Here is a 22918-nt window from a genome sequence, read left to right as displayed (position 1 = left end):
ATCAACTCAATCTTGATAAAAATGATTTAGATTCTCCGAACATTTGCTCTAATAAATTCTCTGCTAAGCTCACATCTTCTTTACTTTTAAATAAGCATCCGAATGTTTTTGCTATGTCCTTATGAAACAATTCGTTGATTTCCAACTGTGTAACCACTTCTGCCCAATCTAAGGTCTCAGACAAACCTGGCTTTTTTTCAAATGGGTATTGTCTAATCACGGACATGAACACACAGATTTGTTCAGCCATCTTTGCAGATAAATCATTAGTTTTAGATAAAACAATGCTCTTTTCTTTTTCATATGATGGGAAGTCTATCCACTGATATATGCATCGTCTTTTGAGCGCATCGTGAATATCCCTTGTAGAATTTGAGGTTATTGTAACGTAAGGCGTATTTAATGCTTTGATAGTGCCTAGTTCAGGTACACTAATCTGGAAATCCGACAGATATTCCAGTAAATACGCTTCAAAACGTTCATCTGCTCGATCAATTTCATCTATTAACAAAACTACAGGCTTCTCTTGTGTAATGGCTTTCATTAATGGGCGCGCTATTAGAAATTCCTTCGAAAATAAATCCATATAGTGTATTTTTTTATTTGCCTCATTTAACTGGTCTTCCTTCATTCGAAGACTTAAAATCTGTTTTAAATAATTCCATTCGTAAAGAATTTCATCACTTTCCATTCCAGGATAGCATTGAACGCGGATTAACTCTGCGTTTAGAACGTTGGCCATTACTTTTGCTATTTCCGTTTTTCCGACTCCTGGCTCCCCCTCAATGAACAAAGGGCGCTCTAAATTATTAGATAGAAAAATAGAGATTATCAAATCCAAATCAGCAAAATATTGATTTTGCTCTAATTGATTTTGAAGTTGCTTTAATTGATCACTATTAAAGAGGTCCATTCCGAGACTCCTTAAGAAGTTTTGGCTACTTTGATTCGTTGTCTCAGTTTAGAAGGGCTGATCGGTAGGTCATTCAATTTGATATCTAATGGATTCAGTGCATCACAGACCGCATTTGTTATTGCTGCTGGAGGAGAGATTGTCCCACCTTCTCCTACACCTTTGACTCCCATTGGGTTTCTAGTTGATAAAAATTCCTGGTGGTCCATCTCTACATCAGGGATTTCCATAGCAGTTGGAATCAAATAGTCCATATATGTTCCGGTTAGTAACTGGCCATTATCGTCATATACTAATTCTTCGTATAAGGCTGCTCCTATTCCTTGGGCAACACCACCCTGGATTTGGCCGTCTACAATCTTTGGATTCAAAACTTTTCCAGCATCATGTACCACATAATATTTCAAAATATCTACAAATCCTGTTTCTTCATCTACTTCTACTATTGCAACGTGATAACCTGAGGAATACGTAACTGTAGGAGGTACAAAATAATGTGTAGCCTCTACACCAGGTTCCATACCTTCTGGCACTTTACATTTTGGACCCGGCTTAGCGGCCAAGGCAAGATCTTCTAAGGTGACGTATTTATTCTGCATCGCTCGTGGAAATACTTTTCCATCGTTCATTTCAAGATCTGATGGTGATATCTCTAGTATTTCTCCAGCTATAGCTAATAATTTTTCTTGTAATTTTTTAGACGCCACGTGTACGGCATTACCGGCCGTCACAGCACCTCGGCTTGCAAACGTTCCTACCCCGTAGGGAATTAAGTCCGTATCGCCGGCTTTTACCGTTACCTTTTCAGGATCCAACCCGAATTCATCTGCACAAATTTGCGAGAGAGTTGTCTCATGACTTTGGCCATGTGGTGCAGATCCAACAAAAGCCATTACATGCCCTGAACTATCCAATCTAACAATTGCACCTTCATGAGGACCTATACCAGTACCTTCCACATATGATGATATACCGATACCGACATAAGATCCATCAGACTTTACTTTTTTTTGTTCTTTCCGGAATTTGTCATAATTGGCAAGTTCTAATGCTTGTTTTAGACCATCAGGATAATCGCCGGAATCATAGATGACTTTTTCTCCATCTCTATAGATCAAACCTGAGTCGTACGGCAATTGTTCAGGTTTAATCATATTTTTCATCATTACCTCTACCGGATCCAACTCAAGACTAGTTGCAACCAAATGGATAATTCGATCCATTACAAAAACAGCCTCAGGCCTTCCTGCACCTCGATAAGCAATAGTAGGTGCCTTATTTGTAACTACACAATTACCTCCTATTACAAAGTTAGGAATGTCATACACTCCTCGTAAATGTGCAGCCGTGTTATATGAACATGTGAGTACCAAAGGATTATATGCACCATTATCAAGAACAAAATAGTCTTGAATCCCGGTTATGGTTCCATCATTATTATAAGATACTTTCACATCATGAGTTTGGTCACGAGATTGTCGTGTGCTTAAAAGGTGTTCCATACGATCTTCAATCCAACGAACAGGACGATCAAGTTTCATCGAAAGATATGGAATAATAATTTCTTCTGGGTAAACAGCACATTTTGACCCAAATCCACCACCTACATCTGGGGCAACCACACGTACATTATGTTCAACAAGACCTAATAATTTGGAAATGTATTTGCGAACCATAAACGTTACCTGAGTAGATGACCACACTTGAAGTTTGCCATTTCGTGAATCGTATGTGCTTAAAATCCCTCTAGTTTCTATAGGGTTAGCAGCTACTCTTGGGGTCTTTATTCTTTCTTTCAAGACATTATCAGAATCTTTTAATGCCTGATCATAGTTCCCAGTACTCAAATCAAACTGCGCTTGAATGTTAGAGCTCATTTGTTCATGAATAATGTCTACATCTTGTTCCATAGCCTTGTATGGATCAGTTATTGACGGAAGTGACTCATATTCAATTTCTATTAACTCCGCTGCATCTTCGGCAATGTATCTGTTGTCAGCAACAATAATGGCAATCGGTTGGCCGACATATATCACACGATCTTTGGCTAATATATCCTCCGGACAAGGTTGAATTATTGGATTAATTTCATCAATCAAGTTTTGCGGCAACGTAAATTCTGAATGTGGAGGGAGTTGATCAACCTCACCATTAAAATGTTCAGCTATAATGACTGAGTAAACACCACCCATATTTTCAGCTTTTGAAATATCAATCTTATTGAGTTTTGCATGGGCATGTTCGCTTCGCACAAATAAAGCTTCAGCCATTCCGGGTTCCTGCATATCAGCAACAAATTGGCTATTACCGGAAAGAAGTCGATAATCTTCTTTACGTTTTATATTTTTTCCTGTGAATGTCATTCTTTAACTACCTCTTTCAACTTCCTGCTTTTAGAAACCTGTTTTACTGCTTTGAGTATATTTGTATAGCCAGTACATCGGCATAGATTTCCTGATATTGCTTGCTTAATTTCTTCGTCATTTGGGTCGGGATTATTTTCTAAAAACCCTGTGATTGTCATGAGAAATCCTGGAGTGCAGAATCCGCATTGTAGTGCATGATTATCAGCAAACGCTTGTTGTAGGGGTGACAACATACCATCTCCTTCTGTCAATGATTCAACAGTATCCACTTCACATCCATCTACTTGAACAGCCAACATGAGGCATGAACGTACTGTTCTTCCGTTAACAAGTATTGTACAAGCACCACATACACCGTGTTCACAACCTAGATGTGTGCCAGTCAAATCCAATTTTTCACGCAAATAATCTGATAATAATAATCGAGGTTCTACTTCACTAGTAATTTTTTTACCATTCACTAATACGCTAATAGTTTCAGTCATGTTTTATGCACCTTCCTTTGCTCTGGTGAGCGCAGTTTCCAAAGCACGTTTCACCAAGACAGATGCTAAATCTTTTCTGTATTCAGCTGACCCGTGAAGATCGCTATCAGGCTCTAAAATGTCCTTAATTTGTTCACACGCATCGTCTAACACATTATCTGTAAGTTCTTTTCCCACAACAAAATCTTCTACATCTTCCAGAATCTCAGGAGTAGGACCTGCCCCGCCCACACCTATCTTAGCGGCAGCTACCTGTCCATTTTCATTAAGGTCAATAACAGCAATGGCTTCAAGGATAGCGAAATCTCCATCTCTCCTAGCTATTTCTTCAAATGCATAACCGCTATCCTTACTTAAAATTGGAATTCGAATTTCTTTAATTACTTCTGTGGGTTCAAGGGAACTCAACATATACGTAAGAAAAAATTCTTCTGGTGACACAACCCGCTCTTCTTCAACATTAGCAACTACAATTTCTCCTCTCAAAGTACTGAGAACACATGGTACTTCAGCAGAAGGATCTGCATGAGCTATCGTCCCTCCAATAGTCCCCATATTTCGAATCTGAGCATGACCTACATACCGGATTGCCTCTTGTAATAGCGGGCAATATTTTTCTACGATGGACGAGTTCTCAACTTCGGTCTGTCTTGTCAACGCGCCAATGGCAATATGATCTCCGTCCAATTTGATATAACTAAAATCTTCTATATGATTAATATCAATAATATATTTCGGGGTTGATAGCCTCATATTCATTATTGGCACTAAACTTTGGCCACCTGCCATGATTTTTGCATCCTCACCGTAAAATGAAAGCTGATTATACAACTCATCAGGTGTAATTGGTTTTAAGTATTCAAAATGTGCTGGTTTCATAACCCTGACCTCCAAATTTTTCAAGTAGGTTATTGATTTAAGCTTTTGCTTTCATTTGGCTTTTCATGTCCTTGAAAAACTTACCAGCCATGTATTTTGCGATACCTCCTAAAACTCGTGAACCAACACCGGCAATTTTACCTCCAACGTCTGCTTGACAGTCCCAAACTAGCTCGCACCCTTCATCTTCTAATTCGTTTAATTTACAATCCATTTCTACATCCACATGACCGGGAGACCCACTGCCTTGCGCTGTTAATATATAATGATACGGTTTTTCAATATCGTCCAGTTTGACCTTTCCTGTGTACTCCCCTTTTACAGCGGCTACACCAAGCTTCATAATCACTTCATACTCTCCATCACCTTGATAATTTAATTCTTCACATCCAGGAATTATGTTCTTTAATATTTCTGGATCATGCAAAGAATCCCAAACCTTTTCTAATGGATCTTCGAATTTCTCTTTTCCATTAATATTCATTGATATATACCTCCGCAATCAATTATGTTTTAATTTTATTTATCCATAGGTTATTACTTGATCGTGCTCCACGGTCAATTGCACCAAAACATTTGGCTCTCCCAGTTCTACATCTTTATTTTGTAAATCTTCATCTGTTATTCCTCTTGCTCCGCATGATACCTGAGACAAGTAAATCTTTCCGTTCCCTTCAATAATTTCGTTATAAGATTCACGTACCGTAGTAACTCCTTTTCCCACTCCCAATACACTATCTAAGACTTCATCTCTCAGTAACTCTACTGCTTTTCCTGCTAAAAACATTGAAACCTGGTGCCCTTCTCTTACTGCTGTTTTAGCAATTAAAAATGCTCGGTCAGCTTGTGTAGGAGCATCAGGACCATGCGTTAAATGAATTAAAAGCTTAGCCATAATAGTTCCTCTCCAATAATTATTATTTTTCAAATACTCAGGGCATTTTCCAATTTACTGGTATTTTCAATTTCTCAAGTATCACAGAATTAAATTCACGGTTATTAAGTCTATATTAAATTTTAAAATTACATATATTCCTAATGTATACCGTAAGCTGGAACTTCAAACTCACCCTAAATGGTTATTTCGAATGCACTGTGTGTTAATACTAACTAACATAACCTTAAATCAAATTCATTAAATTGTCAATGATGGATTATTGACTTTTCTAAATTAATTGGGTCACTGTTTGCTTTATGAATTTATGAATTGTCTATAACCTGCCTACTGATATTATTAGCTGTAAAAATAATCTTTTGGATTATCGATATCTGAAATAACTCCTTTATCTTTGACCGGAAAAATTTCATGGATATCTGCAGCTGAAAAAATTTGTTTTGCTCCAATATCCCCCTCCAAACGATATAAATGTGGAAATAGTTCCTTTGATAGGAAAACGGGATGACCCCTTTCCTTTTGATAAGAGGGTTGAATAACTACTCTTTTTAATGCCCGTTGCTCTTCGATTTTAGATAATAAACTGCGGATAGTATCCTGAGTTATAAAGGGTTGATCACCCAAAAAAACCATCAATCCATTATGTTGTGTAGAACAATAGGCAGCCGCTTTTTTTAGTGACGTACTCATTCCATCTTTATAATCTTTATTGTTCAACCAACTAAACCGAGAATCTTCAACATGAATTTCAGACATTAACAACTCTGCTTGATAACCAATTACCCCTAAGACCCGCTCAAATGGAAAAGACAAAACTTTATTGATAACATTGGCCAACATAGGAGTGCCACAAATAGGCAATAATTGTTTAAAGTCATTCATTCTTTTCGATTGTCCTGCTGCCAAGATAACTGCAGTAATTGGAATTGACATAATAAACTCCCTCGTATATTTATAGCCTTCCGGCATTCACCAAGTCAGATGCGACTTTGGAAGTTTAAATGGTGGACAACTCTGTCAAATAGAAAATTTCGACCTTGCTAACAAATACACTTCACTATGTCTAGATGCCATAATAAGGCTGTACACATGATAGCAGCATTTATAAGTCTGTACTGGAGGTAAATCTCGGTTTTAACAGTACGTCAATTTCTGGGGTGAAGCCATAAAACGGTTCGATGTCAACTAAACAGCTGTGGGCGATTGAACCTTGCGCAAGGGATGACGTGCCTAAGTCCAGTGTTAAGGCATTTGGATTACCATGATACTCTAGGCTCTCTGGACCTTCAACTTCATCTGGACAATACCAGGCACCAGTGGGAATTGCGATTACCGCTCGCATGATATCATGTGAAAGGCGCGCTCCTGCCAAGCAAGCGCCTCGATCATTAAAGATACGCACGATCATACCATCTTCAATTCCCCGCGCACTAGCATCGGTGGGATTCAAGGTCACCGTCTCCCGCCCATTTGTTTTATCCTTACGACTGAATTTACCAAAATCCAACTGACTATGAAGTTTATTGCGTGGTTGATGTGAAATCATGTGTAAGGGAAAATCTTTCGCACGTGAACCTCCCAGCAATTCACGTTTGTCATACCATTGAGGGTACCCACCACAGTCAGAATATCCGAATGAATCGATTGTGCTTGAGTAGATTTCAATCTTCCCTGATGGTGTTGAAAGTGGGTAGCCCTGGGGATCCCTGCGGAACTGTGACATAAAGGTATCCTGTTCTGGGATCTGGGACTCAAAGTTAATCGGTTCACCTTTCTCCCAGAATTCGTCAAAGGGGGGGAGGTCGATTCCCACCTCTTTCGCGTTAGACCGACTATCTTGATAAAGAGTTTCAAGCCATGTCATCTCATCGAGCCCTTCAGAAAACTCCTCAAGAACACCTAGCCGCTCAGCCAACCCACAGAAAATTTCAAAATCGTTTCTTGATTGACCGTAATTCTCCAACGCTTTTTTCGAGGGAGAAATATAGGAACCCCATCCGCAAACGAAATCGTTGCGTTCCAGAAATGTAGTAACTGGAAACACGATGTCCGCATGACGTGCTGTAGCGGTCCAAACAGATTCATTAACAATCACCGTCTCTGGCTTACGCCAAGCACGCCGAAGTTTGTTTAAATCTTGGTGATGGTGAAATGGATTGCCGCCAGCCCAATATATAAGCTCGATATCTGGATAGGTTTTCAACTCCCCGTTGTAAGTATAAGATTCCCCTGGATTTAACAGCATATCTGCAATACGGGCAACAGGGATTGATTGCGAAACTGGATTCTCACCTTGTGGAAAACTCTCCCACTTGAAAGGGGGCCTACCGTGAACGCTAAACCCGCTAGCATTTGCTATAAGTCCAACACCGCCCCCTGGTTTTCCAATAGAGCCCACCATTGCGGCAAGGGTGATTGCCAGCCAATACGATTGCTCACCGTGCTCTGATCGTTGTACCGATTGTGTTACCTGGATTACCGGGCAACGCGCATTAGAGAATTTTGCTGCGAGATGTTTAATATCATCTGCACTGATTCCGGTAACGATTGCTGCCCATGCGGAATCTTTGGCAATACCGTCATTTCGACCGAGGAGGTAGGCTTTAAATTTGTCGTAACCTACTGTGTAACGGTCAATGAAATCTAAATCAACCTTATTCTCTGTCTCTAGATAATGGGCAATCGCCAACATAATAGCAACGTCTGTGCATGGTCTCGGAGTCATCCACTCAACTGGTAAATCACTGGGCGTGTCAGATCTTAATGGGCTTATTGAAATGACCTCAGTCCTCGCCTCAATAAGTCTTTCTATAGCGTCTCTATCACGGTGGTTTACCACTCCACCGGGGACAACTTGGTTATTGTATTCATTTATACCTCCAAAGGCGATAAGGAAATCACCGTGCTTTGCTACTTCATTAAGATTTAGTAAGTGTGTCACATTATACAAGTTACTACCTATCACATGGGGAGTGATAACTTCCGCCGCAGCCGCAGAGTACGAGTTCACCTTCGAAGTAAACCCCCCGATTGTATTTAGAAATCGTTTCACTTGGCTTATTGCATGATGAAATCGTCCAGCACTAGCCCATCCGTATGATCCACCGTAAATTCCCCTATTTCCGGCTCTGTCTTTTGCATTCTTAAGTGCGGAAGCAGCAAGATCAAGTCCTTCTTCCCAACTTACAGGTACAAACGAATCCTTTCCTCGAGATTGACGATGATTGGCATCCCCCTTTAAATACCCTGCTCTGACCATGGGCTGGGCAATTCGGTAATCAGAATCTGTTATATCATACAATAATTCTCCAATAAACGAGGGGTTAGAGTCTTTCCGTGATGCTTGTACGTTTTCAACAACCTCGTTGCGAATCTTAACTTGATAGGATCCCCAATGAGTCGCGACAAATGCTTTATTGGATTTCATTTATAGGATTACTCCTTCAATAAAAGTGTAACAGCCAAAAACTGCATCCGGTATGAATTCGGTTAATTTTGTCGCGAGCGCGGTTGATTTTTAAACGCTACACCCTGGATCGATTGGTCGCATACTTTTGGATATCGCTTATGATACCCATGCATTGCCTCTGCCCGATCGGTAATGAAATGAAATCAAATGGGTTTGACAATATCAGAAGTAGAGCGAACATAGAGACAAACAGTGATATTCAAATTTTGCCTGGGGGCATTCTGCCCGAATGGCAATGGAAATGAAATCAAATAATTTTGCCAAACCCAGAACATCCCGAAGTAGCGCTGTATTGATCCTGCGGATGTTCGGACGCGACACAGCCGAACTTACTTATACGAAATCAATCGACAACTGAATTTCTTTTCAAGCCTCACCTCATGCGAACGGAAAAACAAGAGTGAAGAAAGATTATCAGCAGGGAGCCGGCCTCCACCGCCTTCAAATTCCAAGGGCTACATCATTTTGGATATTCAATTCAGCTGTTCTGATTTTGGAGTGAATTAATTCCCTCATATATTTGTTTTGCATCCAAATCAATTCCAATAAACGTTAAATAAGTCTCTTTATGATATTCAACCTTTTGAAATACAGTATTATTTTTGACATGTTGTAATAAGAATAAACCATTTTTGTCTTGTAAACCTACATAACCCTTAGCTCGCAACAAATTTGGATGCAATGATAAAAGAAAAGATTTAAATTTCTCCTCATTTAAGTTATTAGGTGCAGGTAATGTTATAGTTGCTAGAGAAGTGTAGGAAAGGTTTCCGTGTTGACTATCCCGATCAAATAATGATGTTAAAGATTTGGTCTTATTTGTCACAGATTCAAAAATATATTTATAATCAAAGGTACTGTAAGTTGTAAAAATAATTTTCCCTCGTTCATTATTTTCCCGTATATCTGTAATAATTTCTGGTTTAGACGTTTTATCAATTAAGTCTATTTTATTTACAATTAATAAATCAGCAGCTATCATTTGGGTTTCCACAGTATTTTGAAGTTTTTTATCCAAAAGTATATTTTGTTCCAATAATTGTTGTGCATCTATCATAGTAACCATTTTAGACAAAAATAACTTAGAAATTATTTCTCGATTAGAGAATGCATCCACAATCTCTTCCGGGTTTGCTACACCAGTTGATTCCACAAATATAACATCAGGACTTTTCCTGAGTAACTTTTCAAGGCTATATACTACTTCACTTTTTTTTGTGCAACAAATACATCCATCTACTATTGTTTCAATGTCTTTACTATTAATTTCCGGCGAAACAATTTGACCATCTGTATCATTTTTTCCGAACTCATTTATTAAAACAGAAGCCTTCAATCCTTTTTCTTTAGTTTCTTTTATAAGACTTTTCAGTAAAGTGGTTTTTCCGCTTCCTAAAAATCCATTTATGACGATCACTGGCACTCGGGCATCCATTAATAATTTCCCTTCTATAGATTGAAACACTCCTTCTCTTTATAAATTACAGAAGAAGTGTTGATTTGTAAAAAGACATCCTACGTCATGTGCTGCCTGGGAATAACACCATTTATCTTTTCAAAACATATGAGTGCTATGAGCGGGTTGCAGACGAGATTCAGGATCCATATAGGCTTTAGCATTACTGACTGCCGTTGGTGCTTCACCAAACCCTGTTGCAATCAGCTTGATTTTTCCATCGTATGTGGTAATATCACCTGCTGCGTAAATTCCTTTAATATTTGTTTCCATGCGTGAATTCACTACAATCGAATTCTTCGTTGTATCGAGACCCCAAGTCTTGATGGGGCCAAGGGATGAAATGAAACCATAATTAACGATCACGTTGTCAACGTCAACAATTTTTTGATTGGTTCCTTTCACTTCTTGAAGAACAACTTGTTCAATTTTCTCTCCATTCCCCCGAAGCTCACTGACCTCAAAAGGAGTGTGCATTTGAATGGGAGCAGCTTTCAATTCAGTAACACTGTGTTCATGCGCACGGAATTTTTCACGGCGATGTGTCAGCGTGACATTTGAGTCCCTAGCGAGCATAAGCGACCAGTCCACGGCAGAGTCTCCACCTCCGCAAATTAAAACATCCTTGTTTTTGAACGCTCCAAGATTGTCAATGAAGTAATGAAGGTTTTTGCCTTCGTATTTTGTCGCCTCTTCAATTTTTAGCTTTCGCGGTTGAAATGCGCCAACGCCAGCAGCTATGATAATAGTACGTGAATAATGAATTTCTTTATCGGTCTCAATGCGAAAAGTTTCATCATTAAGTTTATTTACCATTTCAACTGATTGATCAAGTACAACGGTTTGTTCAAACATCTGCATCTGATCGACTAGATTGTCTACAAGTTCTTGTGCTCGGATCTTAGGAAAGCCAGCAACGTCATAAATATATTTTTCTGGGTAAAGTGCAGAAAGTTGTCCCCCCAGCTGAGGCATGCTCTCAATAATCTTCACTTTGGCTTGACGCATTCCACCATAGAAGGCAGTAAACAGTCCGGCAGGTCCTCCACCAATAACGGTGATGTCGTATAAATCAGCGGATGTATCTTTCACGATTGGGTACCTCCAAATAAATAAAAATTTGCTTTTTACTTGACCAGCTTATAAGCATTATAAAGTATACACTTGTTTAACGTAGATTAAGAACACTTTATAGCGTTTTAAGCTTCGGAATAAACTCTATTTAATTCAATATAATGGCTTTCTTCTTCAGGCACTTCATCGTCTGGATATATAGCTTCTACCGGGCATACAGGTTCACATGCCCCACAATCTATACAGATTTCCGGGTCAATGAAAAACATATCCTTTCCTTCATCTATGCAATCAACAGGGCACACTTCGACACAAGAACCGTTTTTCTCTCCTTCGCATGGTGATGTAATTACGAACGGCATATTTAAACTCCTTTCTTCTTTGCTTAGGTTTTTGTTATTTTATACATATGACTACAAAATAAAACTAAGATTTCCTAAATACTCATCATTATTAATCAATTCTACTTTTTTAGAACCTATTTTCCACGATGATTCTTCTCGGACCAATTGGTGTTCAAAACGTCCGGAATATATAGTTTGTTTGCTACGTCTCATCTCAACAATCATAAAATTTGATGATACAACGACCATATCAGTATCACTATCCTTAATAAATACATTAGAGATAATGTGGCGAGTCTTAGAACGAGGTTGTTGGCCATAAGCCTGCCCGCTTTCAATTCGCCAAACCCTTTCTTCTAAACGTTTACGATCATCATATATAATAGAAACATGTTTTTTAGGATCGATGTCATCTGAGTTAGAAGGTATCCAATAAAAGGCGTCATCTGTAAACAATTCTAACCATTCATTTAATTGTTCACTATTAATAAGATCAGCCTCTTTATATATAAATTCTTCTATATCGGTGATTATATTTTGAGTGGATTCCATTAATAATCCTCCTATGCAATAAGATTTCATCTAATATACTCTATATACTCTTATCCTTGAGTTCAGTTATAAGCAGTAGATCTACATCTCAGCTCTGCATGCCGTTTAACTATAATAAAGCTAAAGGTCGTTCTGCGAACCAACAACGGACGAATGACTAGTTGTGCGGCTTTGCGTTATCCTTTTCGTCCGTGTCGGTAATTTTTCGTTCACCCTCAGGCAAGCACTCGCTTAATTAGAGGTGGTCATCAAGCGATGCCATTCTTTATATAAAGCCCTTGCTGCCACTTCATCACTTGAGGTTGCTGTAATTAAACCATCCTCATCTATTGTTTCACGATTCTGACCTCGACTAATATGCAACCAATCTTCTTCATGTGCATCAGCTTGTAGACCTTCGCGTACACGATCAAATCCTACTTCCATGTCATCAGCAGTCCCAAACGCAGCAGGCCCATAGAAACCTTCATGCTTTCTCAACCTTTCTGCATTCTCTTCTTCAGAAGCTCCCTGCAACATAATTGGATATAGATCTACTTTTGTTTTATCAACAGAAACTGGATGGGTAACACGTACATGCGATCCAACAAAACCAAGGTTCGGAAATATAATCAAGTTAAATGGTAACGCCCCAATCCCTATATCCCCATCTAATTCATATAGTGAGTGCCCATTCCCTAGATCTTTAATTCTTTCGTTGTTGTGCATTTTTTTAAAGTTAATTTTTTTGCCAGTGTTTTTTTCCAGTATCTTAAAAAAGCTGTGATGAGTAAAGTTCAAATGATATGGATCAATTGTATTTTCTATTTGTAACTTCCAATTCCCATCATAAGCGTATTTATGCGATCCTGCTGTTAAACCAATTCCCTCAGAATCTTCATCCACCACATAGTCAATATATTTCTTGGCGTATCCAAGATGCTCTTCTAGACTAGGAACGTTCTCATTTATACTCGCAAAAATAAATCCACGGTAACTTTCAACTCTGGGAACATGTAATAATCCCATATCTTCCTTTTTAAAATCATCAGCGTAACCATCTGGAAATGGCATTCCTGTTAATTTACCATTATTTTGATACGTCCAACCATGGTATGCACATCTGAAGAAGTTGGCATTGCCCTTTTCTTGCTGGCAAACGCTTGCTCCTTTATGTCGACAACGGTTAAACATTACATGAAATTCTGGTTCATCAGCTCCTCTAGTGACAATCACCGGTTGATCACCAATATACGTTGTTTTATAATCTCCTTTGTTTGCTACCTCACTTTCATGGGCCACATACACCCATGTATTTTTAAAAATATTATCTAATTCTAGATTGAATATTTCTGGGTCTGTATATATCTTCCCGTGAACTGCTCCCCCTGTAATATAATCCTCAATATTAACCTGATTTATCATATGAAATGCACCTACTTTCATTTGTTATTATTAACTACAGCAACATGAATACAATCATCTTCCCCATACGCATGTTTATGAACAGCTTTTCCGGCTTCCTCTATTGAATAACTATGTGTAATCATTTTCCATAATGCATATTTACCAGATTCAATCAATCTTAATGCTACTCCGACTGTTTCTTTTGGCCGTCCCAACACACCTTTTATTGTAAGAAGCTTCCATGTTATTTTGCTCGATATAAATTCCGGTGATAAATTGTAGTCCGTTCCCGAATGTACAACTGTTCCTAATCTACCCGCAAGATCTAAAGCTGTCACAAACTGTTGTGGTGCAGTGGCAGCATTGATAACCGTATCAGCCATTTTTCCATTGGTAACTTCGCTGACTTCGTTAACAATGTCTTGTGTATCAGCGGTAAAAATGTGATCAGCACCAAAATCTTTAGCTATTTGCAACCTGTGTTCATCTTTTTGAAGTCCAGTGACAATAATCTTACCTGCCCCTGCTTCCTTTGCTCCAATTACCGCTCCTAAACCCATAGGTCCTGGACCTTGAATGACAACTGTGTCTCCTACTTTGCTTTTCCCAACTTCTTGAACCCAATGAATACCATTGGAAATCGGTATAAATAACTGCAACAATTCTGCCGAAACATTAGGATCTACTTTATGAACAATTGAGCGGGGATGTAAATACATATATTCCGAGAACCCTCCCCATAACGCCGTTTGAGGATGATCTTCACGCATAGAACCATACCGCAGATCAAAACACTGTTGATAGTTTCCAGTGAGGCAAGCATCACATAGTCCACATGGGATATACTCTTCAACAACTATGCGGTCTCCTGTTTTTAGACTCCATCGTTCCGAAGCTTCAGCTCCTATGTTGTCAACTCGGCCAACAATTTCGTGGCCTATCACGCATGGGAGCTGGTGAACTCCATTTCCCCCAAACAAATAGGCTTCACTGTCAAACCCACATACCCCACATGCTTCAACCCTCAATAATCCATCATTGTTACCAATTTTCGGTAAAGGGAATTCTTTAATTTCTATTTTTTCTTTTCCAGTAAGTACTGCTGCCTTTGATTTGGTAGACATTCATCATCACCTTCCCTTTTATAAATTCAATTCACACTCTTCCACCTGGTTAGGGATGGATCAAGAAATTGATTAAGATCTTTGTGTTCAACCCATGCCAAGCTCTCTAATTCCAATGGATCAAGGTAGGAAGTCTTTCCAGTCTTAAGATCTTTAATCTGTAACCTTAGACCATTTGCTGAATGATCAATTTGTAGGTCTACACACGCGAATTCATTTTTCAGCATCCAAGATTTATTCATTTATTACACTCATTACCATCACATTTAATCCCCTTTAATTCATGGTTTAGATATAATATCCCATGTTATTGGTTGCTTTGAGGTCTCTTCTAATAGTTTACGAGCATCTTTTTGCGAACTATACGCATGATCTGAAATTTTGCGTGCTAAATATGTGGCTTGAAATTCTTTTGCAAAAGGGAACGGGTCAACACTAATCACTCCGCTACCTTCTGACCTTACCGTGAGATAAACAGATTCTCCGTTTTGTGATTTTCTAACTGGACCAAGCTCAACTTCATTTTTTTCACTCGGATCATTCATACACATAAATAGGGATAGTCGATCCATCACCTGCACCAATTCATAATCCATCCAAATCCTATCTTCAAATTGGCTACGCGGCTCATTGATATTCCACAATTTTTGTTTGATATCGACCCAGTTTTTTTGTTGACTCAAAATAACTTCGTTCATATATCCCAACAAATCATCTGATACTTTATAGGTAAAAGTAGGATCGTAGCCGAATCGTCTTGTATACAAACCTATCCAGTGCATCCCAACTAAAAGGCCTGCATATGAATCTTCCTCAAGAACTCTTCTGTAACCTTGTTCATAAAACTCCGCATGTTTTTTTAGGTTAACGTCTATAAAATTCAACGGCTGTAGAACTTCATTGTTGAATAGCACTTCATCATCAGGTTCCTTCCACCCGATATCGTGATTTTTAACTGCTAGAGCTACAGAATCATGTGATGAAGTTCTTTCAAATTCTTCATTCCCCCATTGTTGTGTAACTTCCCCTGCATGTATCCCATGATCATCTTGTCGCACCAATACCAAATCACCATTTTGTGTAGAAATAATCATTGTAATCCTCCTTCAATTTTGTTTAATTGCTCAATAACATCTTCTGTCTTGTAAACATCTGCATATTTTTGCTGCATATCAAATAAATTAATGGCATGGGAAGTAATACCTCGATCAAAAACACATTCTTCAGGAACAATTACTTGATAATTATAAGAAAAAGCATCAATTACTGTGGCCCTTATGCAGCCACTAGTTGTGCAACCAGTAACAATAACAGAATCCACTTTTTCAGCTGTTAAATAAGATTCTAAAGGTGTACCAAAAAAAGCACTCGGTTTTTTCTTTGATATCACTTCCTCACCATTAATAGGGGCTAAATCTTCTACAATTTGAGACCCTGTTGACCCCTCCATCAACTGAGGGTGGTTAAAGATATCGCCTTTGACAGCAACATTATGGTTTGAGGTTCTCTTGCTCCCTTCAATAACAGTATAAAATACTGGGATTTCAACCTCCCGGGATAATGTTAATAATTTTTTTATATAAGGGATGGATTCCCAACTGGTTGCCCCACAACTTGTAGGATACTTTTTTATTGATTCTTCAACAGGTTCTTCTTCATCACCTGCAAAACCATAAGTGACATCCACAATAACCAGTGCAGGTTTTTGCCCAATACCATTTTGTCGCCCGAAACCTGCTTTAGAATAAACTTCTGAATCCCTTTCATCTAAATATTGATCCCATACAGTTGCCATAATGTTCACCCTTTCCATTTTTTAGTTAGCACTAACTAACATATGCAGTTAAAATTTTGGCTTAAGAATTGACACTTAAGCCCCTGGCAAACAGCTTCACACTTGCTTTTCTAAAGTTACTATCTGGTATCGATGTAATCATATTCCCAGCTACGAATGAACGTGATAAAAACTCACCATAATTCATATACAAAAAAGCCATTGCATATTCTTCTACATTTCCCGGGATCATCGCTCCACAATCTTGCATCTGTGAAAAGTATTCAATTAGTAAATCTTTTAATTGTCTTGGATGTTTGTTAATTTGTTCTAATAAATCAGGGATTTTATTTCCCTCTTTAATTGCAATTAAAATTAGGTTTTTATTTTTTCTAATCAGTTTATGATAAGTTTCAGCAATTATTAATAAATCGCTTTCTAGATCCCATTGTATTTTTTCCAAGAAGATTTTTTTCATTGAGACCGTATAATAAAAACGATCTGCAGCTTCTACTAACATTCGTTTTTTACTCCCAAAATGACGAAATAGCGTCATTTCACTTACTGAAGCTTTTGCAGCTATTTCTTTCGTCGGAACTTCCTTATAACTTTTTTCAGCGATAAGTTCAATAGCTGCATGTAAGATTCTTTCATTAGTATCCATTTTTTTATTTTCTACATTCATCTGATTTATTCCATCCCTACAGTTACTTTATATATGCAGGATAATACAAATGATTACGTATTGTCAAACATTTTTTCATTTCTACAGAAATTTTGGCTTGAATTTTAAATTCCGAAACTTCTACAGACAGGAGCACGTTCGACACCGTTGGACTCGTTTACACACGCACTGGATCAAGGTACCGACCGTGTAGCTAGGAACTTACATTATGAGACGTTGCCTTCTTAACCTTCAGTTATCAATATTCCAGCCTGTAATAATGGTGTATATCCTTCGACCAGTTGAGCGTGTAAAAGTCATACTTATAGGGGCTTAGAGGAAGCCATGGTATAGACTCGGCTTTATATAATCATACATAATTTTCATATACCGCCTTCGATAAACAAACTTTAAGGATCTGCTTCGTCATAGTATCAAGTTAACTATGCATTAATTCAGGTAAAAATGTTGATATGGAAGGAACGAACGTTATAATTAGCAGTATAATTAACGCAACGATTATAAATCGGATAATCCCTGGAACCATTTCATGTATACCTAAATTTGTTATGCTCTGACCAACAAAAATATTCAGTCCAAACGGTGGTGTGAAAGTGCCAATTGCTAGATTAACCACCATAATAATTCCCAAATGAATTGGGTCGACCCCTAACGCTAAAGCGCCTGGAAGAACAAGAGGTGCAATAACTATTAGGGCAACCGTTGAATCTACAAACATACCGATTAATAGCAATATTACATTAAGGACGATTAAAAAAGCCAATGTTGTTGAAAAATTTTCTGTTAAAAAAGATGCCAGCATTTGTGGTACTTGTCCTACCGTAAGTAACCACCCTAACCCAGAAGCAGCTGCTATTAATATCATAACCTGTGCAGAAGTGATTGCAGTTGACAAACACACTTCATACAATTTTCTTAAAGTAATTTCTCTGTAAACAAACATTCCTATAAGTATAGAGTATATAGCTGCTACCCCTGCTGCTTCTGTTGGTGTAAATATTCCACTAAAAATTCCACCTAAAATGATAATGGGTATAGCTATGGCCCAAAGTGCATCTCTTGTTGCTTTAATTAATTCCTTCCAAGTAGCTCTTTGATTCTTTGGATAACCTTTTATTCTAGAATAAAAATATATAAAGCTTAGCATGGAGATCCCAAAAACGACTCCTGCCCCAATCCCCGCCATAAACAAGTCCCCTACAGATGTGCCGGTAGCACTGGCATAAAGAATCAATGTAATACTTGGGGGAAAAATCAATGATAATGATCCAGATTGTACAATTAACCCCGATGAAAAACTTTTAGAATAACCTTGTCTTAACATTTCAGGATACATGATTTTCCCAATAGCCACAACCGTTGCGGGACTAGATCCTGATAGCGCTCCAAAGAACATCGATGCACTTTGTGTAACCATCGCAACCCCCCCATTTATGTGACTAACCAAAGCTTTCGTAAATCTTATAATTCGATCTGATAGTCCTCCTACATCCATTGCGTATGCAGCAAGTATGAAAAAAGGAAGAGCCATTAATACAAATTGGTCAATACCACCAAATAGTTGTTGAATGATAATTAAAGGACTGAAATCCGTAAAAATTATTATTACTATAAAAGTTGAAAGTGCTAAAGCAATAAATATTGGTACTCCAATGAATAACATTAAAAGGGCTAAAAATATTAGAGTAAGAATCATGTTATATCCCTCCTCGTACTTCAGTTAATTTTTGATGATATAATAACATTAATGAAATTTTGAATATATCTTATGGTCAGTAATACTCCGGATATAGGGATAACACAATAAACAATATAGAAAGGAATGTTCAAACCAGGCGTGATTTGATTCATCTGGGCGCTAAAGAACACAAATTCTAGGCTATATACGACTAGTATAAGGCTAAAGACAATTGCTGATAAATGAATAAATGCTTTTAGTACGCGCTCCTTAGCCCCTTTGAGTAATTGAGGCAATAAATCTATACTTATGTGCATTCCCTTGCGCACACATACACTTGCTCCAATAAAAGTAGACCATATTATAAGATAACGCGTTAATTCTTCAGACCAACTATTCCCTATATCTATAAATCTCAATATGGCATTAACAAACACTAACAAAACACCAAGCATGATTGTCACAGAGATAAATATTTCCTCCAACCGATCAAGAATCTTCACATTTATTCTCCTTTACTATTAATTGTCATGCTAAGAGTACATACTTAAAACAATGGTCAAACCAACAGATTAAGCTGTTTGAAACTTTGATGAAACCATCAAAGTCCACTTACATATAGCAATTACCTTTAACCAGAGTAACAGTCGCCTAGTTTTCTACTTCTTCTAACGCTTCATTAATGATATTTAGTATTTCCATTTTTCTTTCAGTATCACTTAATTCCTCATGCAAAGGTTCTGTCATCTCTGTAAATTCTTTTCTTGCTTGTTCGTCAAGTTCATGTACTTCAATATCTGCATCTTCTTCTATTTGATCAATATAAGATTGGGTTTGTTCTTCATTAAGATCCCGAGCATATAGTCGAGCTTCTTTCTCAGCATCCTGAATAAGTTCCTGTGTTTCAAGCGACAAACTATTAAACCATTCCTGGTTTGCGGTCATTACATGAAATTGATACCCATGATTTAAGAGTGTTAAATGATCCTGAACCTCATAAAGGTTCATCGTATTAATAGTGTCCATAGGGTTTTCTTGAGCGTCTACTGTTCCTTGCTGTAAGGCGGTGTACAATTCTCCAAAATCTACAGGGGTTGGAACGGCACCATACTGATCAAACGTTGTTATTAATGTTCGTGAGGGGGCAACTCTTAAGCTCATACCTCCAAAACTTTCCATATTGAGAACGGGTATGTCATTACTTGTAACAGCCTTGTATCCCCCAGCCCAAAATCCTAATCCTTCAAACCCCTCTTGTCTTAATTTAGATAATATTTCTCTACCTGGTTCTTCATCAAGTACTTCCCAAATTAACTCCTCTTCTTCTGGCCACAAGAAGAAATATTCAAGCACTTCATATTCATCTACAAAAGGTGAAATCGTTGAAAGAAGAGATACAGACATATCTATAGTGCCCATTTGGTTAGCTTCAACTTGCTCACGTAAAGAACCCAATTGTAAATTTGGATAATAGTCTACTTCAATTTGCCCATTACTCCTTTCTTCTATTATTTCTTTGAATTTTTCAGCCCCTAAAGTTATAGCATGATCTTCAGGAGTAGACCCAACCAATGTAATGGTCATCTTATTTTCATCTGTTGTACTTGCCTCCTCATTACAGGCTGATAACAAAATAATTAGTGAAGTAAAAAAAAATATTTTTATCTTTTTATTAAACATATTTGCAAAACCTCCTAAATTATTTTATTCATTTCTTACAACTACTAACAAAATCTATAAAAACAAAACTATTACAAACAATGCGATATTAAAATTAATGATTGTTATTACTAACTAACTTAAAAGGCGAGTACTAAAAAGTCAATAGTTGTTTTAATTTTTTAAGTTGGTCATCAGATGTCAGGTAAAACACTAGGTGTTCTAGTAGCGATGATGGGAAAGGAGACATTCCTTCGTTCGCACGGGGGAATTGTTCCTCGACGCGATGTGGACAACCACCCCGGGATATCGCTTATTCACCGATTTGGAGTGTTAAATGAGGTTCGCCAAAAGCTTGAAACTATGATCGACACCCTCCACGAGCCGAAGAGGTATCGGAAAAATAGCAAGAAAGCCTCTCTTTTGGTAACGAATCAAAAGAGTCCAAAAAGGTTCGTCAAGCAATTCGGCAACAGTTGTACTTTGTAAAACGAGACTTAAGCCATGTGGAATCCTTGGCAGCAAGGAGATCTGTCTACGTTAAACGCGACGCCATATCAAACCTGCTCGTCATCCAGGATTAACTCATTTTCAGTGTATTTGAATACAATTCCCAAGGGTTTATTTTTGAGTGTGTGTACACATTTTTGCTGGTAAGTCTGATATGGATGATATTACTTTTTTATCATAATACTTTCGGCTTATTAGTTGTAACCCTAAAGGTAAGCCATGTTCATTAACACCAACTGGTATATTGACAACAGGTAGCCCCAATAAACTAGTTAAAACAGTACAAATAGGATCCCCTGTCGAATTGATACCCTTTGGGGCTACGTCCCTTGCAGAAGGGAGGAGAATAAAATCATTTGATTGAAATAGTTTATCCATTTTATACGCTAAATTATTTCTTCTTTTTAAGGAGTAAAGGTAGTGATTTAAACTAGCTTTCTCTCCTTTTTCAATTGCACCTCTAATTTCTTCACCTACCAAATCATATTCATTGCTTTCTTTTAGATAACCAAGATGATGGTGAACTTCAGGATAAAATATCCCTTGCCAAATATCTTCTATTTCTTCTAGACTAACAGGAAGTTCAACTTCCTCAATTTCATGACCTGATTTTTTAATCTGCGATAAATAGAAACTAAAATGATTATTCATATCACTACTAATTTCAGTATATTTATTTAGATCAATGTATCCTATTTTAAATCTAGATTTATTATTTATATCAGGTAAATAACATGATGTAGAATCATTACTATCATAACCAATTAAAGCGTTAAAAATCTTATTTAAAGTATGAGTATTATTAGCAAAAATTCCCGGATGATCTAACGTCGTTGTTAAATGTGTAGATCCAGCTGTACTTATCCCTCCTAAACTTGGTTTAAAACCATAAATACCGCAATAACTGGCTGGGCGAATTGTGGAACCTTTTGTTTGACTTCCTATTGTTGCATCTGCCATATCAGCCCCGATGGCTGCAGCAGATCCGCTGCTTGAGCCACCAGGTGTGTGTTCAACATTATGAGGATTTCTCGTAGAACAAGGTTTGAAATAACAGAATTCTGTTAACTTTGTCGTTCCAATTATTAATGCACCTTCATCAAATAAACGTTGTACAATAGTGGCATTTTGTTTAGGAATTGAATGTGTAGTAACAACAGCCCCATTACACGGGGGACGCCCTTGAAAATCAAATATGTCCTTTACTCCTATTATTAAACCATACAATGCACCTTTATTTTTTTTATTATCTATATGTTCAGCTTGTATCATCGCGAATTCTGTAAAAACTTCTTCCCATGCCTTTATTTTATCGTCTATTTCTGATATACGTTTAAGATATTTCTCAACCTTATTAGATAACAACCTACTCATAATTAACCTCTCCCTTATTTTATCAAGAATATTTATGCAATTTGAATAACCGATCTTTCCTATTAAAATTGTGCTACATTATTTTTAGCTAACTGTATCTTGACCTACGTCCTTAACTAACTGTTTCGCCTCCTTATGTAAGGTGATAGTAATCTTTTCTCCAGTAGCAGTTCGCTAAAATTTTATAACAGGAATGCTCTAAACTCTACAAATATTCTTGTAGACAAAAGACTGGCTAACTTTTAAAACTTTCAACTCAAAAGAAAATCGGCGACATATAATAATTGATCGAGTA

General features: G+C 37.6%; 21 protein-coding genes. All 21 read right to left on the bottom strand.

Annotation, left to right across the window (positions count from 1 at the left end):
- Position 1: 1 nt before the first annotated feature.
- The 21 genes from HUG15_RS03285 to HUG15_RS03185 all read right to left on the bottom strand — a co-directional run bounded on the left by HUG15_RS03285 (position 2) and on the right by HUG15_RS03185 (position 22623).
- Positions 2-913, bottom strand: coding sequence for an AAA family ATPase (locus HUG15_RS03285; protein ID WP_200126994.1), 912 nt, complete (start codon positions 911-913; stop codon positions 2-4).
- Positions 914-924: 11 nt separating this feature from the next.
- On the bottom strand, positions 925-3276 hold the full coding sequence (locus tag HUG15_RS03280; protein ID WP_200126992.1) for a xanthine dehydrogenase family protein molybdopterin-binding subunit: 2352 nt from the start codon (positions 3274-3276) through the stop codon (positions 925-927).
- On the bottom strand, positions 3273-3764 hold the full coding sequence (locus HUG15_RS03275; RefSeq protein ID WP_200126990.1) for a (2Fe-2S)-binding protein: 492 nt from the start codon (positions 3762-3764) through the stop codon (positions 3273-3275). Before HUG15_RS03275 ends, HUG15_RS03280 begins: the two co-directional genes overlap by 4 nt.
- A 3-nt stretch (positions 3765-3767) precedes the next feature.
- Positions 3768-4643 (bottom strand): FAD binding domain-containing protein, encoded by an 876-nt coding sequence (locus tag HUG15_RS03270; RefSeq protein WP_200126988.1) that lies wholly within the window; start codon positions 4641-4643, stop codon positions 3768-3770.
- A 37-nt stretch (positions 4644-4680) separates the two neighbouring features.
- Positions 4681-5127, bottom strand: a complete 447-nt coding sequence (locus HUG15_RS03265) for an SRPBCC family protein (RefSeq protein ID WP_200126986.1) — start codon at positions 5125-5127, stop codon at positions 4681-4683.
- A gap of 39 nt (positions 5128-5166) precedes the next feature.
- On the bottom strand, positions 5167-5538 hold the full coding sequence (locus HUG15_RS03260) for a DsrE family protein (RefSeq protein ID WP_200126984.1): 372 nt from the start codon (positions 5536-5538) through the stop codon (positions 5167-5169).
- Between the two features lie 339 nt (positions 5539-5877).
- Positions 5878-6471 carry a nucleotidyltransferase family protein gene (locus HUG15_RS03255; protein WP_211202331.1) on the bottom strand — a complete coding sequence of 198 codons (594 nt, stop codon included), beginning with the start codon at positions 6469-6471 and terminating at the stop codon, positions 5878-5880.
- Positions 6472-6640: 169 nt separating this feature from the next.
- Positions 6641-8965, bottom strand: a complete 2325-nt coding sequence (locus tag HUG15_RS03250) for a molybdopterin-dependent oxidoreductase (RefSeq protein WP_200126980.1) — start codon at positions 8963-8965, stop codon at positions 6641-6643.
- A gap of 520 nt (positions 8966-9485) precedes the next feature.
- Complete coding sequence (locus tag HUG15_RS03245; protein ID WP_200126978.1) at positions 9486-10442, bottom strand: CobW family GTP-binding protein; 957 nt, start codon at positions 10440-10442, stop codon at positions 9486-9488.
- Positions 10443-10562: 120 nt separating this feature from the next.
- Positions 10563-11558 carry an NAD(P)/FAD-dependent oxidoreductase gene (locus HUG15_RS03240; protein WP_211202381.1) on the bottom strand — a complete coding sequence of 332 codons (996 nt, stop codon included), beginning with the start codon at positions 11556-11558 and terminating at the stop codon, positions 10563-10565.
- Positions 11559-11662: 104 nt separating this feature from the next.
- Positions 11663-11899 (bottom strand): ferredoxin family protein, encoded by a 237-nt coding sequence (locus HUG15_RS03235; protein WP_200126974.1) that lies wholly within the window; start codon positions 11897-11899, stop codon positions 11663-11665.
- A 51-nt stretch (positions 11900-11950) separates the two neighbouring features.
- Complete coding sequence (locus HUG15_RS03230) at positions 11951-12433, bottom strand: aromatic-ring-hydroxylating dioxygenase subunit beta (RefSeq protein WP_200126973.1); 483 nt, start codon at positions 12431-12433, stop codon at positions 11951-11953.
- A gap of 231 nt (positions 12434-12664) precedes the next feature.
- The gene (locus HUG15_RS03225; RefSeq protein WP_211202330.1) at positions 12665-13837 is read right to left on the bottom strand and encodes an aromatic ring-hydroxylating oxygenase subunit alpha; all 1173 of its coding nucleotides are present in this window, start codon (positions 13835-13837) and stop codon (positions 12665-12667) included.
- Between the two features lie 17 nt (positions 13838-13854).
- Positions 13855-14943: a zinc-dependent alcohol dehydrogenase gene (locus HUG15_RS03220; RefSeq protein WP_200126971.1), complete on the bottom strand. Its 1089-nt coding sequence runs from the start codon at positions 14941-14943 to the stop codon at positions 13855-13857.
- Positions 14944-15224: 281 nt separating this feature from the next.
- On the bottom strand, positions 15225-16037 hold the full coding sequence (locus HUG15_RS03215) for a DUF3891 family protein (RefSeq protein WP_200126970.1): 813 nt from the start codon (positions 16035-16037) through the stop codon (positions 15225-15227).
- A complete protein-coding gene (locus HUG15_RS03210) occupies positions 16034-16738 on the bottom strand; it encodes an isochorismatase family protein (RefSeq protein WP_200126969.1) in 705 nt (234 codons plus the stop codon). Before HUG15_RS03210 ends, HUG15_RS03215 begins: the two co-directional genes overlap by 4 nt.
- A 61-nt stretch (positions 16739-16799) precedes the next feature.
- Positions 16800-17402, bottom strand: coding sequence for a TetR/AcrR family transcriptional regulator (locus tag HUG15_RS03205; protein ID WP_200126967.1), 603 nt, complete (start codon positions 17400-17402; stop codon positions 16800-16802).
- 418 nt (positions 17403-17820) lie between these two features.
- Complete coding sequence (locus HUG15_RS03200; protein ID WP_200126966.1) at positions 17821-19098, bottom strand: TRAP transporter large permease; 1278 nt, start codon at positions 19096-19098, stop codon at positions 17821-17823.
- Positions 19099-19118: 20 nt separating this feature from the next.
- Positions 19119-19583, bottom strand: a complete 465-nt coding sequence (locus HUG15_RS03195; RefSeq protein WP_200126965.1) for a TRAP transporter small permease — start codon at positions 19581-19583, stop codon at positions 19119-19121.
- A gap of 148 nt (positions 19584-19731) precedes the next feature.
- Positions 19732-20760 (bottom strand): TRAP transporter substrate-binding protein, encoded by a 1029-nt coding sequence (locus tag HUG15_RS03190; RefSeq protein WP_200126964.1) that lies wholly within the window; start codon positions 20758-20760, stop codon positions 19732-19734.
- 600 nt (positions 20761-21360) lie between these two features.
- Entirely contained in the window at positions 21361-22623 is a 1263-nt protein-coding gene (locus HUG15_RS03185; protein ID WP_200126963.1) for an amidase, read from the bottom strand.
- Positions 22624-22918: the final 295 nt, after the last annotated feature.

It is taken from the genome of Salicibibacter cibarius (assembly GCF_016495725.1).
In the GTDB taxonomy this organism is placed as follows: Bacteria; Bacillota; Bacilli; order Bacillales; family Marinococcaceae; genus Salicibibacter; species Salicibibacter cibarius.
Note: the sequence above shows the minus strand (reverse complement) of the source record. Positions and strands in the feature narration are given on the sequence as shown.

Coding starts and splice junctions, on each gene's coding strand:
- HUG15_RS03260 (WP_200126984.1), bottom strand. CDS start 5,538: ATGGCTAAGCTTTTAATTCATTTAACGCATGGTCCTGATGCTCCTACA.
- HUG15_RS03255 (WP_211202331.1), bottom strand. CDS start 6,471: ATGTCAATTCCAATTACTGCAGTTATCTTGGCAGCAGGACAATCGAAA.
- HUG15_RS03200 (WP_200126966.1), bottom strand. CDS start 19,098: ATGATTCTTACTCTAATATTTTTAGCCCTTTTAATGTTATTCATTGGA.
- HUG15_RS03275 (WP_200126990.1), bottom strand. CDS start 3,764: ATGACTGAAACTATTAGCGTATTAGTGAATGGTAAAAAAATTACTAGT.
- HUG15_RS03245 (WP_200126978.1), bottom strand. CDS start 10,442: ATGGATGCCCGAGTGCCAGTGATCGTCATAAATGGATTTTTAGGAAGC.
- HUG15_RS03205 (WP_200126967.1), bottom strand. CDS start 17,402: ATGAATGTAGAAAATAAAAAAATGGATACTAATGAAAGAATCTTACAT.
- HUG15_RS03210 (WP_200126969.1), bottom strand. CDS start 16,738: ATGGCAACTGTATGGGATCAATATTTAGATGAAAGGGATTCAGAAGTT.
- HUG15_RS03220 (WP_200126971.1), bottom strand. CDS start 14,943: ATGTCTACCAAATCAAAGGCAGCAGTACTTACTGGAAAAGAAAAAATA.
- HUG15_RS03235 (WP_200126974.1), bottom strand. CDS start 11,899: ATGCCGTTCGTAATTACATCACCATGCGAAGGAGAGAAAAACGGTTCT.
- HUG15_RS03265 (WP_200126986.1), bottom strand. CDS start 5,127: ATGAATATTAATGGAAAAGAGAAATTCGAAGATCCATTAGAAAAGGTT.
- HUG15_RS03190 (WP_200126964.1), bottom strand. CDS start 20,760: ATGTTTAATAAAAAGATAAAAATATTTTTTTTTACTTCACTAATTATT.
- HUG15_RS03250 (WP_200126980.1), bottom strand. CDS start 8,965: ATGAAATCCAATAAAGCATTTGTCGCGACTCATTGGGGATCCTATCAA.
- HUG15_RS03270 (WP_200126988.1), bottom strand. CDS start 4,643: ATGAAACCAGCACATTTTGAATACTTAAAACCAATTACACCTGATGAG.
- HUG15_RS03280 (WP_200126992.1), bottom strand. CDS start 3,276: ATGACATTCACAGGAAAAAATATAAAACGTAAAGAAGATTATCGACTT.
- HUG15_RS03215 (WP_200126970.1), bottom strand. CDS start 16,037: ATGATTATTTCTACACAAAATGGTGATTTGGTATTGGTGCGACAAGAT.
- HUG15_RS03230 (WP_200126973.1), bottom strand. CDS start 12,433: ATGGAATCCACTCAAAATATAATCACCGATATAGAAGAATTTATATAT.
- HUG15_RS03185 (WP_200126963.1), bottom strand. CDS start 22,623: ATGAGTAGGTTGTTATCTAATAAGGTTGAGAAATATCTTAAACGTATA.
- HUG15_RS03285 (WP_200126994.1), bottom strand. CDS start 913: ATGGACCTCTTTAATAGTGATCAATTAAAGCAACTTCAAAATCAATTA.
- HUG15_RS03225 (WP_211202330.1), bottom strand. CDS start 13,837: ATGATAAATCAGGTTAATATTGAGGATTATATTACAGGGGGAGCAGTT.